Below are 15,829 nucleotides of genomic sequence, written 5' to 3' on the forward strand. Positions count from 1 at the left end.
CCCGCCCGTACCGCCCATGCGCATCCTGCTGCTCGAAGACGACCCCGAACTGGCCGGCGCCATCCAGGCCAGCTTGGGCCGCCACGGCATGGTGGTGGACCTGGTGGTGTCGATGGCGCAGGCGGCCGAGGCGCTGAAGGCCGGGGTGCACCAGGTGCTGCTGCTGGACCGCCAGCTGCCCGACGGCGACGGCGCCAATTTCGTGCGCGTGGCGCGCAGCCACGTGCCCAACCTGCCGGTGATCATGCTGACCGCACGCGATTCGGTGGCCGACCGGGTGGTGGGGCTGGACGTGGGCGCGGACGATTATCTGACCAAGCCGTTCGCGGTGGAAGAGCTGCTGGCGCGGATCCGCGCGATTTCACGGCGGCCGGCGCAGATCACCCTGCCGGTGCTGGGCCTGGGCCGGCTGCAGTTCGATTTCGTGGCACGCCAGGCCACGGTAGGCGGTGCGCTGCTGGCGCTGCCGCGGCGGCAGCTGCTGGTGCTGGAAGCGCTGGCCCTGCGCCAGGGCCGCACCGTGGCGCGCGCGGCGCTGCAGGAAGCGGTGTACGGGTTCGACGATGAGATCCAGTCCAACGCGCTGGACGCGCATGTATCCAAGCTGCGCCGCGCGCTGGCCGATGCCGACGCGCAGGTGGAGATCCACGTGATGCGCGGGATCGGTTACCTGCTGAAGGAAAGCGCATGAAGTTCCTCAAACCCGGCTCGCTGTCCTTCAGCCTGGCGTGGAAGATCTGCCTGATCCAGGTGGCGATGGTGCTGATCGCGTTGACCGGCATTGCGCTGGTCTATGGCGACCGCAGCACCGCGTATGTCGATTGGAAAACCAGCGAAGCGGTAGCCGATGCGATCCGCCTGCAGGACGGCACGTTGCAGGTGGACTGGGCGGCGGTGAATGAAGCGGCGCCGGACCGCCCGGCCACGTTCTGGTTCGCTGCCGCCGACGAGCAGGGGCACCGGGTCGAACACGGTCCGCTGCCGGCGGTGTATCGCGCGCTGGCCGACCAGCTGGCGCACGTGGAGCCCACCGACGTGCGCACGCGCAGCCGCGGGCTGGAGCTGGCGATGCGGGTGTGGGTGTCCGATCGTGAGGACGGCCGCCTGCATGTGATGGTGGGCGGCCTGCCGCAACGCGGCTTCTGGCGGCAGCTGGCGGTGATCATCGGCTACCTCGGCGGCTGGATCACGCTGCCGCTGATCGTGATCACGCTGGTGGTGGCGCCGTGGGCGATCCATCGTTCGCTGCGCGGGGTCAACCGGGTGGCGGCGCAGGCTGCGGCGATCCAGATCACTGAGCGCGGGCGTGGCCTGGACACGCACGCGGTGCCGCGCGAGATCGTGCCGCTGGTGGATGCCTTCAACGCGGCGGTGCGCCGCATCGGCGAAAGCTACGACGCGCAGGATCGTTTCCTGGTCGGCGCCGCGCACGAGCTGCGCATGCCGATCGCGATCCTCGCCACGCGCATTGCCGACCTGCCGCCCGGGCAGGTGCGTTCGCGCCTGCAGCGTGACCTGGGGCGATTGAGCAACATCGCCGAGCAGCTGCTGGACCTGCAGCGGCTGGACCATCACCGCAGCCAGCACCAGCGCGTGGACCTGGCGGCGTTGACCCGTGAAGTCGCCGCCGACGTGGCGCCGCTGCTGATCGATGCGGGCTACGCCTTCGCGGTGGACGCGCCGGAACAGGCGCTGTGGGTGCGCGGCGACCCCGATGCGCTGCACCGGGTGATCAGCGGGCTGCTGCAGAACGCCATCGCGCATGGCGGTGGCAGCGGCACGGTGATGGTGGAGCTGCAGTCCAACGGGCTGCTGTCGGTGAGCGATGAGGGCGATGGGGTTCCCGAACAGGCACGGCAATCGATCTTCGAGCCGTTCCACCGCCTGCGGCCCAGTGGCAGCGGCAGTGGCCTTGGCCTGTACCTGGCGCGCGAAATCCTGCTGCGGCATGGCGGCAGCATCGTGGCCGAGGAAGCGGTCGGGGGCGGGGCACGGTTCGTGATGTCGTTGCCGGTGGAGCGCTAGCCGAAGGCTGGATGGGTCACTTTCAGCGCGAAATTCAGAGAAATCCGATAGTCCGGCCGGATTTCCGCACGTATCGTGGCTCCAGCGTCGGGAAGGAACCCGCGCCATGCAAGATTCCCCCGCGAGGTCGCTTCCCAGGCGTACGCCTCGCCTTGCCCATGCAGGATGCCACTCGAGGCCACACCGATGATGATCAAGGTCCAACACCAGCACCATCAATGGCAGGTTGTGCAGCCCGGCGCGGTCGCGCCGGTAGCGTTTGAAAGCGGCGCGACGGCGTTTGATTTCGCCGATTCACTGGCCCGCGAACACCACGCCGAAACCGGCAGCAGCAGTGGGGTACGGGTGCAGGTGGGCGAGGCCTTCGTGGACGCCGTGCACTACGGCTGAGCGTGGCGGCGCGGTCAGCGTCACGTCGGTTTGTTGAATCGATCCTGAAATCACCCCGGTTGAGCTATAGGCGAAACCTTCAACTTCCCTGATCCTGTGCCTATTCATCCAATGGCACGAGGACATCGCAATGAAGCAGGCAACGCAGATCGGGATGTGGGCCTTGTTGCCGGTTGCGCTCATGGCCTTGGCCGGCACCGCGCAGGCCCAGCGTTACGACGATGGCTACAACGACGGTCCGGTGCGCTGTGAATCAATCAAGGGTCGCACCCAGCAGTGCCAGATCGACGGCCGTGCGCGCCTGGTGCGGCAGCTGTCCGGTTCTCCCTGCATTGAAGGCGACACCTGGGGCCAGGCCCGGAACGGGGTGTGGGTGACCCGCGGCTGCCGCGCCGAGTTCATCGCCGAGCGCGGCCGTCCTTCGCACGGCGGGGGCTGGGGCAACCAGGGCAACCACGGCGGCGGCTGGGGTGGCGGGCGTGGGCAGATCATCAGCTGCGATTCCAATGACCAGCGCATGCGCCGCTGCAACGTGAGCGTGCGCCGCGATGTGCGCCTGGTGCGGCAGACCTCGCGCACGGCGTGCATCGAGGGTCGCACCTGGGGCCATGACCGCGACGGCGTGTGGGTCAACGGCGGTTGCCGCGCGGAGTTCGAAGTCCGGTAAGGCGCCCGCGTAGGGACACGCCATGCGTGTCCGCGAAGTGCCGGCGCCCCGGTAGAGCCACGCCCTGCGTGGCTGCGCGGTGCCGGAACGAAGCGCAGCCACGCAGGGCGTGGCTCTACGGTTCCCGTGTCAGGCGCTGAGGGCCTGGCTGCCAAGCTTCGGCCAGCGCTTCAGCACGGCGGCACGGATGCCGGCGGCGTCGATGCCGGCTTCGGCGAGCAGGTCTTCGCGGCTGGCGTGGTGCTGGAAGCTGTCCGGCAGGCCCAGGTGCAGGAACGGGCGCAGCACGTCTTCGGCATTGAGCAGTTCGGCCACGCCGGAACCGGCGCCGCCGGCCACCACGTTGTCTTCGATGGTCACGAAGCCCTGGTGGGTCCGGGCCAGTTCCAGCAGCAGGGCGCGATCAAGCGGCTTGATGAAGCGCATGTTGACCACGCTCAGGCCCAGCTCGCGGCCCACTGCTTCGGCGGCCGGTACGGTGCTGCCGAACGCAAGCAACGCAATGCCGTTGCCCTGCACGCGCAGCTCGGCCTTGCCGATCTCCAGCGTGGAGAGGTCGGTGCCGGCGTCCACGCCGGTGCCGCTGCCGCGCGGGTAGCGCACCGCCGCGGGACCTTCGTACTGCAGGCCGGTGCTGAGCATGCGGCGGCATTCGGCTTCGTCGGACGGCGCCATCACCACCATGTGCGGTACGCAGCGCAGGAAGCTCAGGTCCAGGTTGCCGGCGTGCGTGGCACCGTCCGGACCGACCACGCCGGCGCGGTCGATCGCGAACAGCACGTCCAGCTTCTGCACCGCCACGTCGTGCACCAGCTGGTCGTACGCGCGCTGCAGGAAGGTGGAGTAGATCGCCACCACCGGCTTGGCACCCTGGGTGGCCATGCCGGCGGCCAGGGTCACCGCATGCTGCTCGGCGATGGCCACGTCGAAATAGCGCTCCGGGTATTCCCTGCTGAAACGCACCAAGCCGGAGCCTTCGCGCATCGCCGGGGTGATGCCCAGCAGGCGCGGTTCGGCGGCGGCGGCGTCGCACAGCCAGTCGCTGAAGACGTCGGTATAGGTCGGCTTCTTGCTGCCGCCCTTGGCCACCAGGCCCTTGTCCGGATCGAACGGGCCCACCGCGTGGTAACCGATCTGGTCGCCTTCGGCGCGCTCGTAGCCCTTGCCCTTGGTGGTCATCACATGCAGCAGCTTCAGGCCCTTCAGGCCCCGCAGCGTCTTCAGCGTGGCCACCAGCGCGGGCACGTCATGGCCATCGATCGGGCCGGTGTAATGGAAGCCCATCTCCTCGAAGAACGTGGAGGGCACGAACATGCCTTTCCAGTGTTCCTCCCAGCGCTTGACGAAGCGCGCGGACGGCGACTTCTTCTTGTCGCCGAGGATCTTCTTGCCGCCTTCGCGCAGCGCATTGAGCGTGCGGTTGCCGGTGGCGCGGCCGAGGATCTTGGTGAGGCCGCCCACGGCTTCGGAGATCGACATGTTGTTGTCGTTGAGGATCACCAGCAGGTTCGGTTCCTGCTCCATGCCGCCGGCATGGTTGAGCGCCTCGTACGCCATCCCGGCAGTCATCGCGCCGTCACCGATCACCGCCACCACCTTGCGGTCGTCACCCTCGCGCTGGCGCGCGATGGCCATGCCCAGTGCGGCGGAGATGGAGGTGGAGGAATGGCCGACCCCGAAGGTGTCGTACTCGCTTTCCTCGCGCTTGGGGAACGGTGCCACGCCGTCCTTCTGCTTGACGGTGTGAATCTGGTCGCGGCGACCGGTCAGGATCTTGTGCGGGTAGGTCTGGTGGCCCACGTCCCAGATCAGCTGGTCGACCGGGGTCTGGTACAGGTAGTGCAGGGCCACGGTGAGTTCGATCACGCCGAGCCCGGCGCCGAAATGACCGCCACTCTTGCCGACCGACTCGATCAGGTAGGCACGCAGTTCATCTGCGATGGCAGGCAGTTCGGATTCTTCGAACCTGCGCAGGTCATCCGGATTCTGGATGCGCGACAGGCGGGGATAGCGTGCGGAATCGATCATGTTTATCGCGCTTCTTCTCAAGCGCCTATTTTCCCCCCCAAACCGGGGTGGGGCAAGCAAACCGCTGTACCGGTGAGCAGACAGTGAGGGTGCCTGCGACAACCGGTCGCAGGCTCAGGCCGCCAGTTTGGAGCGTTTGGGCAGCTGCGCCTTCAGGAACGCCATCTGGTCGGCCAGGATGTTGCGGTTGGACAGGATCATGTGTTCGATCCAGCTGGGCCGGTACGGCACCGCCAGCAGCGGCATGCCGGCCTGCTGCGGGGTGCGGTCGCTCTTGCGCGAGTTGCAGTGGAAGCACGCGCTGACCACGTTTTCCCAGACATCCAGGCCGCCCTTGGACAGCGGCATGACGTGGTCCCGGGTCAGCTGCGGGCGATGGAACTGTTGGCCGCAGTACAGGCACAGGTGCGCGTCGCGGGCGAACAGGGCCTGGTTGGACAGGTTCGGGGTGGGGTCGAGGGCGCGGGAGCGGGCGTGGCCGCGCGCGGCGATGATCGGGTGCAGGTCGATCCCGCTCTGCAGGCCGCTGAGCCGGTTGGTGCCGCCATGGATGTGCAGGCACGGGTCGCCCAGGGTCCAGGCAACGGCGCCGCGCGAGTAGAGGCAGGCGGCATCCTGCCAGTTGATCCAGTCCAGTACGCGCCCGTGGGCGTCCAGGGACAGCAGTCGGACGCTGCCTGGCCGATGCAGCATGGCGATCGGCGATGCTTCGGCGACCGGGGCGGACGAGGCTCCGGTATCGATCAGACCTAGGCGTGTAGTGTCTGTCTCCATCGGGAAAACAGCTTATACCGGATTCGTTGCAATTTGGGTATGGGCGCATGCAACCCCGGAAACCGGTAGCGCCGCCCGTTGGGCGGCCTTCATGGACGTTGGACATCCACGTTGGCCGGCCAACGGCCGGCGCTACCGGTGTGCGTGCTGCGGGATTATTCCCCGAACCGCGCGTCTTCCATGGCCATCAGCGAGTCCGCGCCGGCCTGGATGGCGGCGGCGTGGCTGAGCGTGCGCGGCAGCATGCGCGCGAAGTAGAAGCGGGCGGTTTCGCGCTTGGCCTGCTTGAACGCCTCGCTCTGCGTGGACGCGTCGGCGGCGGCGACGCTGCGCGCCCACCAGTAGGCCAGCACCACGTAGCCGGAATAGAACAGGTAATCGAAGCTGGCCGCGCCCAGTTCGTCCGGGTTGGCGGCGGCGCGCTGCAGGGTGGCCAGGGTCAGCTGGCCCCATTCCTGCGCCTTGGCGCGCAACGGAGCGATGAATTCGGCCAGCGATTCGTTGCCTTCATTGGCCTTGGCGAAGGCCTCGATCTCGGCCAGCATCAGCTTCAGCCCCGCACCCTGGCTGGCGGCGGTCTTGCGACCGATCAGGTCCAGCGCCTGGATACCGGTGGTGCCCTCATACAGCGTGGTGATGCGGGCATCGCGGGCCAGCTGTTCCATGCCGTGTTCGTGGATGTAGCCGTGGCCACCGAAGCACTGCAGCGCGTTGTAGGTGTTTTCAATGCCCCATTCGGTCTGGCAGGCCTTGGAGATCGGGGTGAGGAAGCTCACCAGGGTTTCGGCGCGCTCGCGCTCGGCGGCGTCTTCGGCATGGTGGGCGACGTCGATCAGGGTGGCCGCGTGCAGCGCCAGCAGGCGGCTGCCTTCCACCAGCGACTTGATCGAGAGCAGCATGCGGCGCACGTCCGGGTGCACCAGGATCGGGTCGGCCGGCTTGTCCGGGTTCTTCGGGCCGCTCAGCGAACGCGACTGCAGGCGTTCGCGCGCGTACTTCAGTGCGTTCTGATACGCGCGCTCGCTCAGGCCGATGCCCTGCAGGCCCACGCCCAGGCGCGCGGTGTTCATCATGGTAAACATCGCCTGCAGGCCCTTGTGCGGCTGGCCCACCAGGTAACCTTCGGCGCCATCGAAGTTCATCACGCAGGTGACCGAGCCCTTGATGCCCATCTTGTGTTCGATCGAACCGCAGCGCAGTGCGTTGCGCTCGCCGACGGCGCCTTCGCGGTCGACCTTGAACTTGGGGGTGACGAACAGCGAAATGCCCTTGGCGCCGGCCGGGGCGTCGGGCAGCTTGGCCAGCACCAGGTGCACGATGTTGTCGGTGAGGTCATGCTCGCCGGCGGTGATGAAGATCTTGGTGCCGGTGATGGCATAGCTGCCGTCGGCATTCGGTTCTGCCTTGGTCTTGAGCAGGCCCAGGTCGGTGCCGCAATGCGGTTCGGTCAGGCACATGGTGCCGGTCCAGCGGCCTTCGATCAGCGGCTTCAGGAAGGCGTCCTGCTGCCAGGCTTCGCCGTGCTGCTTGAGCGCTTCGATGGCGCCGTGCGAGAGCAGCGGGAAGTTGCCCCAGGCCAGGTTGGCGGCGTTGATCATTTCGTTGAGCGGCACGCCCAGGGTGTGCGGCAGGCCCTGGCCACCGAGCTCCGGTGCCGCGGTCAGGCCGGTCCAGCCACCTTCGACGAACTGCGTGTAGGCCTGCCTGAAACCGGGCGGGGTGGTGACTTCGCCGCTGGCCTGGTCGAGCACGCAGCCGATTTCATCGCCCACGCTGTTGAGCGGCGCCAGCACGCTGGTGCTGAAGCGGCCGGCTTCTTCCAGGACCGCATCGACGACGTCGGCAGTGGCGTCAGCGAAGCCCAGGCGGGCGAACAGCGGCTCCACCTTCAACACGTCGTGCAGGGCGAAGCGGATATCGGTCAGCGGTGCGGTGTAGCTGCTCATCGTGCGGTCTCGATCAGATGCGGGGAATCAAGCTGAAGACGGGGTGGCCGGGCGTCAGCGCAGCACGCCGGGCAGGCCGGGGGCCTGGTTGAGAGTGCTGCGGTTTTCGATCTCGAAGCTGCGCTGCTTCTTGTCCTGCGGGGTGGCGGCCACGCTGCCCTTGAGCGAATAGTCCAGGGTGCGGTTGCCGGCCAGTGCGTCGGCAACCACGATGCGCGCGGCCGAGGACGGCTGCAGCTCGACGTTGATCACGTCGGCGGACACGCCACCGATGGAGATGGCCGGGCGCGCACTCACCTTGCCCGCGTCCTGCCCGCCGACCTGCATCTGCAGGTCCACGCTGTCGAAGGTCATCGGCATGGAGCTGAAGTTCTGCAGGCGCAGGGCCAGGGTCCAGTTGCCGCTTGCGCCCACGGTCAGCTGCTGCACGCTGGCGGCCGGCGGCGAAACCCGCTTCACGCTGGTGCTGCAGGCCGCCAGGCCAACGGCGGTGCCGGCCAGCAGGGCCACGGTGAGGGCGGTACGGAGGCGTCGGAACATGGGCGCAAAGTCCTCGTGCGGGTGCTGCGTGGGTGGAAGCATACTACGGCGTATGGAGGTTGTGGTGCGTGCGCCCTTGGGGTCAATCCAGCGGGGCCATGACCTTCAGGGGCGCAAGGTCGTAGCCCATCGCTTCGGCCCGGCCCTTCAGGCTGCCGAACAGCGCCTTGTCCATCGTCGGCGAGCGCGACAGGATCCACAGGTACTTGCGGTCCGGATCGCCCACCACCGCCCACTGGTAATCGGGGTCCAATGCGATCACCCAGTAGTCGGCCCAGACCAGCGGCACCCAGGCCAGCCAGTCGGGGACGAAGCGCACCTGCAGCTGCCCCGGTTCGCCCTGCACCGGGCGCGCCACGCCCTCGGCAGCGATGCGGCTGCCGTCTTCCACCCGGCAGGCGTTGTAGACGCTGATCCGGCCATCGGCGCGCATCGCGTAGGTGGCGGTGATGTCGCCCACGCACTTCTTCTGGAACGACACCGGCAGGTGCGCGATCTCATGCCACTGACCTGCATACCGCCCCATGTCCAGGGCCGGCACGGAACGCACCGGCTCCGCGGCGTGGACGGCGAGGCTGGCCAGCAGCAGGCCGGTGGCAAGCAGTGCAGGGCGAAGGCGCATGGTGGGTCTCCCGGTAGGACGCCCGAGAGTAGAGTGCAGACCCGATGCGGGTGTAAAGGTTTCGTCAGCCGTCCGCGCGCACGGCGCGTCCATCGACACGTTCAGTGCAAGCGGGTGGCGGTAGTCGCGTTCGCTGTTGAGGTAGACGCGCTGTTCGCTGACGTCGGTGTTGCTGACGGTGCACACGAACGTGCCGCTGATGCCGCACGCGTAAAAAAAAAGACCTGCATTTCTGCAGGTCTCTGAAATCATGGTGGCCGAGGACGGAATCGAACCGCCGACACGGGGATTTTCAATCCCCTGCTCTACCAACTGAGCTACTCGGCCATTTCATCGCTGCGTTGCCGCTGGCGAGGACGCGAATAATACGGAGGTCTGCAGGGTTCGGCAAGCATTTCGACAAAAAAAATTCACATTCGTTGCTGCGGCATGGCGAGCAGCAGCGCGATGCCGATGGCCATGAAGATCGCCGCGAGCAGCAGCGACGCCTGGTAGCTGCCGCTGCTGCGCGCCAGGATGCCGGCCAGTGCCGGTGCCAGGATCTGGGCCACGCCGTAGCTGAGGGTGAGGGTGGCCATGGCTTTGGCCGGGTTGTGCGGGTAGTGGCGACCGACCACGGTGAGGGTGAGGCTGACGATGCCGGCGAAGGTCAGGCCGAACAGCAGTGCACTGCCAAGCCCGGCGGCCAGGCCGTCGTCCAGCAGCGGCAGCACGAAGGAAATGGCCTGCAGCGCGAAGGCCACGACCAGCGCGCGGATCAGCCCGAGCCGGGCGGCGATGCGGTCCCAGGCGAAGGTCGACGGCACCGCGGCCAGCCCGACCAGCACCCAGACCGCGCTGCCGTGGCCGCGGAAGGCGGCGGTCTGCTCCAGGATGGCGACGATGAACGTGGCGCTGACCACGAAGCCGACGCCGGCGCAGAAATAGGCCGCGATCAGCAGCTGGCGCCAGCGGCGGCTGGGCGGCGGCGGCGCCTGCACCGCATGGCCGGCGGAGATCACGGCCGGTCGGGGCATCCAGGCCCAGGCCGGGACCAGGAACAGCACGCCCAGCAGGCCCAGCCAGATCCACTGCGCGCTGGAGCCGGCATGCCCGGCCAGCAGCCCGGTGGCTGCGCCGGATACCACGATGCCCAGCCCCAACCCGGCGAAGTGCAGGCCCAGCCGTGGGCGGTGCTGGTGGGCCAGCAGCCAGTTCAGTACCAGCCCGGACGCCAGCAGCAGTCCCGCGGTGCTGGACAGGCCCGCCACCAGCCGCAGCAGGCTCCACACCCACGGCTGGGTGGTGACGCCCATCAGCGCGGTGGCCGCCACCGCCAACACCAGCCCGATCCGGTAGAAGCGGAATTTCTGCTGCATGTCGCCCACCCGTGCAGCCAGCAGGGTGCCGAGCAGGTAGCCGAGGTAATTGAAGGTGGCCAGCCAGCCCCCCTGCGCGGCGCTGAGCCCAGCGTCCTCGCGCATCAGCGGCAGCAGCGGGGTGTAGGCGAAGCGCGCCAGGCCGACGGTCAGCACCAGCGCGCAGATGCCCGCAGCGATGACCTGCCAGGGATGCAGGGCGGGACCGTGAGGGGAGGGAGCGGGGAAGGCAGGCATGGTCATATCCGTGTGCGATGGACCATGGTCCGCCGCAGCCCGGGCGGCTGTCTTTCGATAGAATGACCCATCATGTCGACCAGCCGCCAACCCCGCGCTGCCGCCGCTGCGAGCCCATGGCGCGAGGTGGCGGTGCCTTCGCTGCCGTCATTGCCCTGGCCGGTGATGGCGCGCACCCAGCAGCTGGCTGCCGGCGAACGCTTTCCGCCGCACGTGCACGCATGGAACCAGGTGGTGTTCGCTACCGAGGGCGTGCTGCAGGTGACCGCGCGCAATGCCCGCCATGTCATCACGCCACAACAGGCGCTGTGGGTGCCGACCGGCATGCTGCACCACACCGGTGCGCTGAGCGCGGCGGCGTTCCGCAACCTGTACGTGGCCGACGATCCCGCGCTGCACATGCCCGATCACTGCGCGGTGCTGGATGTATCGCCGCTGCTGCGCGAGCTGATCGTGGAACTGGGCCAGGTGCGGCCGGAGGACGATCAACCTTATTACCTGCACCTGTGCGCGCTGGTCACCGCGCAGCTGCAGCGCCAGCGCCAGCATCGGCGACACCTGCCGTGGCCGCAGGATGCAAGACTGCAGCGCTGGTGCCAGGCCCTGCACGACCAACCCGGCGATGCACGCAGCGTGGAGGCGTGGTCGCGGCTGTTGGGGGCATCATCGCGCACGCTGGCGCGCCACTTCGAACGCGACACCGGGATGAGCCTGCGCGACTGGCGCACGCGGCTGCGACTGCTGCGCGCGATCGAGTGGCTGGCGCAGGGACGCTCGCCAACCACCATCGCCCACGAGCTGGGGTATGCCTCGGCGTCGGCATTCAATTACATGTTCCGCATGGAAATGGGGATGAGTCCGCTGCAGTGGCGGCGCTCGCGGCAGACAGGGTGAAAGTGGCCGCAAAGGTGCCGGCGCGCGCGGGGTGGGGGAGGGGCGTGCCCCGGCGCGCCGGCGTAACGGGTCAGGCCAGTCCGGTCAACACGGCGACCAGGCTGTCCACGTCGCGCGGGCCGTCATAGCGCGTGCCATTGATGAACAGACAGGGCGTGCCGTTGACGCCGCTGCGCACGCCGCCCATGAAGTCGCTCTCGATCCGTGCGTCGAAGGCGCCGTTGTCGGCGGCTTCCATCAGCGCGGCATTCACACCCAGCGCCTCGGCATAGCCCGCGATGTCGCGGTCGGTGAGCGCGTCCTGGTGCTGGTAGAGCAGGTCATGCGCTTCCCAGAACTGCCCGATCTCGGTGGCGGCTTCGGCGAAGCGTGCGGCGGCGAGCGCGTGCGGATGGCTGTCGGTGATGGGGAAGTTGCGGAACACGAAACGCAACTGCTTGCCCATCGCCTGCTGCACGGCCTTGAGCACGGGGTAGGCCTCGCCACAGTACGGGCACTGGTAGTCGCCATACTCGACCAGGGTGACCGGCGCGCCCTGCGGGCCCTGGCTGTGGTCCAGCGCGCTGACCGGAACGGTAAGACCTTTCATGACGAGGCTCCTGCAGGAGAGGGCGCGTTGGCGGTGAGCTGCGCCAGCGCTTCAAGGATGCCGTCGGCACCGGGATTGACGCCCAACGGGGAGATGTAGCTCCAGCGCACGATGCCGTCGGCATCCAGCACGAACAACGCGCGTTCGCAGACCCCATCCTGTTCGCGGTAGGCGCCGTAACGCCGCGCTACCTCGCCCTTGGGCTCGAAGTCCGCCAGCAGCGGGAAATGCAGGTGACGCTGTTCGGCGAAGGCGGCGTGGCACCAGACCCCGTCCACCGAGATGCCGACCAGCTGCGCGCCGCTGCGGTGGAACTCGGGCAGCAGCTGGTTGTACAGCCCCAGCTGGTCGCCGCACACCGGGCTCCAGTCGGCGGGGTAGAACGCAAGGATCACCGGGCGGCCGCGCAGCTCGTCCAGGCCCAGGCGCTGGTCGGGGGTGGCGGGAAGCTGGAAGGCCGGTGCGGGACTGCCCACCGCAAGGGCGTGCTGCGGGGCAGGACTCATGGCGACCTCCGGGTGCTTTCGAACAGGAACCAGCTGCGGCGCTCGGCCTGGTCGATCCAGTTCTCGATCAGGCTGGTGGTGGCGACGTCGTTGTAGCCGCTGCACACCTCGTGGGTGGCGCGCAGGAAGCTGACCAGGCGGCGGTTGTCGTCGGCGAGTTCGGCCAGCATGTCCTGCGCGGTCACGTAGTCGGCATCGTTGTCGAGCAGGCGCTGGATGCGGTGGATCTGGCCGATCGAGCGCAGCGTGCTGCCCCCCACCTTGCGTGCGCGTTCGGCGATGTCGTCGGTGATGGCGAAGATCTCCTCGCCCTGTTCGTCCAGCATCAGGTGGTAATCGCGGAAGTGCGGACCGGACAGGTGCCAGTGGAAATTCTTGGTCTTCAGGTACAGCGCGAACACATCGGCGAGCAGCACGGTGAGGGCGCCGGCGATGTCCTTGACCGCCTGCTGGCCCAGGTCGGACGGGGTATGCAGCGCGACGCTCTGGCGTGAATGCGGGGAAAGCTCGTTCATGGCGGGTCTCATGGGCGGGGTTGGGCGACGGATCCAGACTAGGCGGGGGCGCGCAGCGGGGGTATCGCGCGATCGTTTTCCCGGCTCATACGTTGGTTTGGGGCCGGTCCGGGCGCATCCCTCTTTTGAGGGATCAACCGCCCGCATGGGCGGGGGATACTGTGCCCCTCCCACCGATGGTCATTGCGCGATGCCTGCCGGCCCGACCGTGTCCACTCGCCACGCCCTGTACCGCGCCGCGGCCGCGCTGCTGACGCTGTGCATCTTCCTGGTCGATGTCCTCACCACGCTGGAAGGTGCAGTGGCGGTGCTGTACGTGGTGGCGGTGCTGCTGGCCGCGCGCACCGGGCGGCGGGCGGACCTGGTGGTTACCGCGGTGGCGGGGATCGTGCTGACGGTGGTGGCCTACGTAGACTCGCACGGCTTGAACCACGTCGGTTCGCAGACCTTCCGCGCGCTGGTCAGCCTGGCGGCGATCGGCATCACCGCGCTGCTGGCGCTGCAGCATCAACACGCCATGCAGCGCCTGCGCGGCCAGGCGACGCTGCTGGACCTGTCGCACGACATGATCTTCGTGCGCGACCGCAGCGGCGTGATCACCTTCTGGAACCGCACTGCGGTGCAGATGTACGGCTGGTCGGCGGACGAGGCGATCGGCCAGGTGGCCGACACGCTGCTTTCCACGCGGTATCCCCAGGCGCGGGAGGAGGTGGAAGCGGCGCTGCTCGGGCTGGGCAGCTGGGAAGGCGTACTTGAACAACGCACCCGTGCGGGGGAGTGGCGCGTGCTGGACAGCCGTTGGGTCATCCAGCGCGATGGAAAGGGAAGGGCGGTCGGCGTCATGGAGACCCACACCGATGCCACCGAGCGTCGGCGCGCGGAAGACGCCGCGCGGCGTGCGCAGGCCGAACTGGCGCATGCCACGCGGGTGGCGACACTGGGCGAGCTGGCGGCCACGCTGGCGCACGAAGTCAACCAGCCGTTGATGGCGGTGGTGACCAATGGCGAGGCGGGCCTGCGCTGGCTGCACCGCGACAGCCCCGACCTGCAGGAAGTGGATGCGGCGATCAACCGCAGCGTGGGCGAGGCGCGCCGGGCCAGCGAGATCGTCAAGCGCGTCCGCGCGTTCCTGGCCAAGCGCAGCACGCCCCGACAGCGACTGGATACGTTGACCCTTATCGACGACGCCGTTCGCCTGGTGCAGCACGAATTCAGCCGCGAATCGGTACAGCTGCGCATCGCCGTGGTCGGCCGACTGCCGCCGTTGATGGGCGACGGGGTGCAGCTGCAGCAGGTGCTGGTCAACCTGCTGGTCAACGCCTGCCAGGCCATGGCCGGGCAGGAGGCTGCACGTGAAGTGCAGATCGATGCCCGGGCAGGCGAGCCGGGTGAAGTGATGATCAGCATCACCGACAGCGGTCCGGGCATTCCGCCGGATCACCTGGACACCTTGTTCAAACCCTTCTTCACCACCAAGCCGCAGGGCATGGGCATGGGGCTGGCGATCTGCCGCTCCACCGCCGAGGCGCATGGCGGCAGGCTTTCGGTGGACAATGTTCCCGGTCGTGGTGCCAGGTTCCAGCTGGTGCTGGCCACCACAGCAGAAGGCGCACCGTCATGACAACCGCCCTACCGCCGCGCGGTGCTGCCGCGCCTGCCAGACCCCTGGTCGTCGTGGTCGATGATGATCCGGCGGTACGCGACGCGCTGGACAGCCTGCTGCGTTCGGTAGGCCTGCAGACGCGGATACTGGGTTCGCCGGCCGAGCTGCTGCAGGCAGACCTGCCGGCGGTACCCGGCTGCATCGTGCTCGATGTGCGCCTGCCCGGGGTCAGCGGATTGGACCTGCAGGGCCAGCTGGCCGCGCACGGCATCCAGCTGCCCATCGTGTTCATGACCGGACACGGCGACATCCCGATGACGGTGCGGGCCATGAAGGCCGGCGCGGTCGACTTCCTGTCCAAACCGTTCCGTGACCAGGACATGCTGGATGCGGTCAGCGCGGCGATCGAGCGCGACACGCGGCGTCGCCAGCAGAGCGCCGCGCGCGATTCACTGGACGCGCGCTACGCCACCCTGACGCCGCGCGAGCGCGAGGTGATGGCGCTGGTGGTGGCCGGGCTGATGAACAAGCAGGTGGCTGGCGAGCTGAACCTGAGCGAGATCACCGTGAAGATCCACCGCGGCAACGTGATGCGCAAGATGGGAGTCCGTGCGCTGGCCGACCTTGTGCGCCAGGCCGAGGCACTTGGGGTCGGCCAGCCGGCGGCCTGAGCACGCCCGCGCGAACGGGACCGCACAAACCTGTGTATGGTTCACGCGCGCGGGCGCATCGGGCATAAAGGGGCATGAAACCGAATTACCGCATTGCCATCGTTGACGACGATGACGGCGTGCGCCAGTCCCTGTCGAGCCTGGTGCGGGCGCTTGGATACGAGGTGCGCACCTACGCCTGCGCGGCCGACTTCCTGGCCGATGCGTGCGACCCGCCGGACTGCCTGCTCACCGACGTCCAGATGCCGCAGATGGACGGCGACCAGCTGCAGGCCGAGCTGCTGGCGCGCGGCTGCCGCTTCCCGATGATCTTCATGACCGCGTTCCCGACCGACGTCCTGCGCGCCCGCGTGATGGCACGTGGTGCGCGTGCGTTCCTGGTCAAGCCGGTGGACGGCGAAACCATGTCGCGCTGCCTGGCCCAGGCGCTGGGCGACCATACCTCGGTATGACCCGGCGACCCA

At 68.2% G+C, this 15,829-nt stretch carries 17 protein-coding genes and 1 tRNA gene; 8 read left to right on the forward strand and 10 right to left on the reverse strand.

Annotated elements, in window-relative coordinates; translation table 11 throughout:
- Window positions 1-16 precede the first annotated feature (16 nt).
- From FSZ13_RS12120 to FSZ13_RS12135, 4 genes are all read left to right on the forward strand, one after another.
- Window positions 17-691 carry a response regulator transcription factor gene (locus FSZ13_RS12120; RefSeq protein WP_145479994.1) on the forward strand — a complete coding sequence of 225 codons (675 nt, stop codon included), beginning with the start codon at window positions 17-19 and terminating at the stop codon, window positions 689-691.
- The gene (locus FSZ13_RS12125; RefSeq protein ID WP_145479996.1) at window positions 688-2,025 is read left to right on the forward strand and encodes a sensor histidine kinase; all 1,338 of its coding nucleotides are present in this window, start codon (window positions 688-690) and stop codon (window positions 2,023-2,025) included. Before FSZ13_RS12120 ends, FSZ13_RS12125 begins: the two co-directional genes overlap by 4 nt.
- A gap of 189 nt (window positions 2,026-2,214) precedes the next feature.
- Window positions 2,215-2,415 carry a hypothetical protein gene (locus tag FSZ13_RS12130; RefSeq protein ID WP_260844167.1) on the forward strand — a complete coding sequence of 67 codons (201 nt, stop codon included), beginning with the start codon at window positions 2,215-2,217 and terminating at the stop codon, window positions 2,413-2,415.
- A 130-nt stretch (window positions 2,416-2,545) separates the two neighbouring features.
- A complete protein-coding gene (locus tag FSZ13_RS12135; RefSeq protein WP_186308921.1) occupies window positions 2,546-3,082 on the forward strand; it encodes a DUF3011 domain-containing protein in 537 nt (178 codons plus the stop codon).
- A gap of 129 nt (window positions 3,083-3,211) precedes the next feature.
- Here FSZ13_RS12135 and dxs read toward each other — a convergent pair whose 3' ends face one another.
- The 7 genes from dxs to FSZ13_RS12170 form a co-directional block, all read right to left on the reverse strand.
- Window positions 3,212-5,110 carry a 1-deoxy-D-xylulose-5-phosphate synthase gene (dxs, locus tag FSZ13_RS12140; protein ID WP_145480000.1) on the reverse strand — a complete coding sequence of 633 codons (1,899 nt, stop codon included), beginning with the start codon at window positions 5,108-5,110 and terminating at the stop codon, window positions 3,212-3,214.
- Window positions 5,111-5,224: 114 nt separating this feature from the next.
- On the reverse strand, window positions 5,225-5,884 hold the full coding sequence (locus FSZ13_RS12145; RefSeq protein ID WP_145480002.1) for an HNH endonuclease: 660 nt from the start codon (window positions 5,882-5,884) through the stop codon (window positions 5,225-5,227).
- Between the two features lie 155 nt (window positions 5,885-6,039).
- A complete protein-coding gene (locus tag FSZ13_RS12150) occupies window positions 6,040-7,830 on the reverse strand; it encodes an acyl-CoA dehydrogenase C-terminal domain-containing protein (protein WP_145480004.1) in 1,791 nt (596 codons plus the stop codon).
- Between the two features lie 54 nt (window positions 7,831-7,884).
- Window positions 7,885-8,370 carry an LEA type 2 family protein gene (locus FSZ13_RS12155; protein WP_145480006.1) on the reverse strand — a complete coding sequence of 162 codons (486 nt, stop codon included), beginning with the start codon at window positions 8,368-8,370 and terminating at the stop codon, window positions 7,885-7,887.
- A gap of 82 nt (window positions 8,371-8,452) precedes the next feature.
- Complete coding sequence (locus FSZ13_RS12160) at window positions 8,453-8,992, reverse strand: lipocalin family protein (protein ID WP_186308922.1); 540 nt, start codon at window positions 8,990-8,992, stop codon at window positions 8,453-8,455.
- A gap of 251 nt (window positions 8,993-9,243) precedes the next feature.
- A tRNA-Phe gene (locus tag FSZ13_RS12165) sits at window positions 9,244-9,319 on the reverse strand.
- A gap of 83 nt (window positions 9,320-9,402) precedes the next feature.
- Window positions 9,403-10,587 (reverse strand): YbfB/YjiJ family MFS transporter, encoded by a 1,185-nt coding sequence (locus tag FSZ13_RS12170; RefSeq protein ID WP_260844168.1) that lies wholly within the window; start codon window positions 10,585-10,587, stop codon window positions 9,403-9,405.
- A 72-nt stretch (window positions 10,588-10,659) separates the two neighbouring features.
- Between FSZ13_RS12170 and FSZ13_RS12175 the strand changes: the two genes are divergently transcribed.
- Window positions 10,660-11,481 carry an AraC family transcriptional regulator gene (locus tag FSZ13_RS12175; protein ID WP_145480012.1) on the forward strand — a complete coding sequence of 274 codons (822 nt, stop codon included), beginning with the start codon at window positions 10,660-10,662 and terminating at the stop codon, window positions 11,479-11,481.
- Between the two features lie 70 nt (window positions 11,482-11,551).
- On the opposite strand, the gene FSZ13_RS12180 is transcribed toward FSZ13_RS12175, so the two are convergent.
- From FSZ13_RS12180 to FSZ13_RS12190, 3 genes are read right to left on the reverse strand one after another with little or no spacing between them, the layout of a single operon-like run.
- A complete protein-coding gene (locus FSZ13_RS12180; protein ID WP_145480014.1) occupies window positions 11,552-12,070 on the reverse strand; it encodes a DsbA family protein in 519 nt (172 codons plus the stop codon).
- The gene (locus FSZ13_RS12185) at window positions 12,067-12,576 is read right to left on the reverse strand and encodes a redoxin domain-containing protein (RefSeq protein WP_145480016.1); all 510 of its coding nucleotides are present in this window, start codon (window positions 12,574-12,576) and stop codon (window positions 12,067-12,069) included. The genes FSZ13_RS12180 and FSZ13_RS12185 overlap by 4 nt, the downstream gene beginning before the upstream one ends.
- Window positions 12,573-13,091: a Dps family protein gene (locus tag FSZ13_RS12190; RefSeq protein ID WP_145480018.1), complete on the reverse strand. Its 519-nt coding sequence runs from the start codon at window positions 13,089-13,091 to the stop codon at window positions 12,573-12,575. Before FSZ13_RS12190 ends, FSZ13_RS12185 begins: the two co-directional genes overlap by 4 nt.
- A 208-nt stretch (window positions 13,092-13,299) precedes the next feature.
- Here FSZ13_RS12190 and FSZ13_RS12195 point away from each other — a divergent pair, with 208 nt between their 5' ends.
- The 3 genes from FSZ13_RS12195 to FSZ13_RS12205 all read left to right on the forward strand — a co-directional run bounded on the left by FSZ13_RS12195 (window position 13,300) and on the right by FSZ13_RS12205 (window position 15,817).
- Window positions 13,300-14,712 (forward strand): sensor histidine kinase, encoded by a 1,413-nt coding sequence (locus FSZ13_RS12195; protein WP_222116617.1) that lies wholly within the window; start codon window positions 13,300-13,302, stop codon window positions 14,710-14,712.
- Window positions 14,709-15,365 (forward strand): response regulator transcription factor, encoded by a 657-nt coding sequence (locus tag FSZ13_RS12200; protein WP_145480021.1) that lies wholly within the window; start codon window positions 14,709-14,711, stop codon window positions 15,363-15,365. Before FSZ13_RS12195 ends, FSZ13_RS12200 begins: the two co-directional genes overlap by 4 nt.
- A gap of 74 nt (window positions 15,366-15,439) precedes the next feature.
- Entirely contained in the window at window positions 15,440-15,817 is a 378-nt protein-coding gene (locus FSZ13_RS12205) for a response regulator transcription factor (protein ID WP_145480023.1), read from the forward strand.
- Window positions 15,818-15,829: the final 12 nt, after the last annotated feature.

Origin of the sequence: Stenotrophomonas rhizophila (assembly GCF_007667275.1) — a bacterium.
GTDB classification, from domain to species: domain Bacteria; phylum Pseudomonadota; class Gammaproteobacteria; order Xanthomonadales; family Xanthomonadaceae; genus Stenotrophomonas; species Stenotrophomonas maltophilia_AE.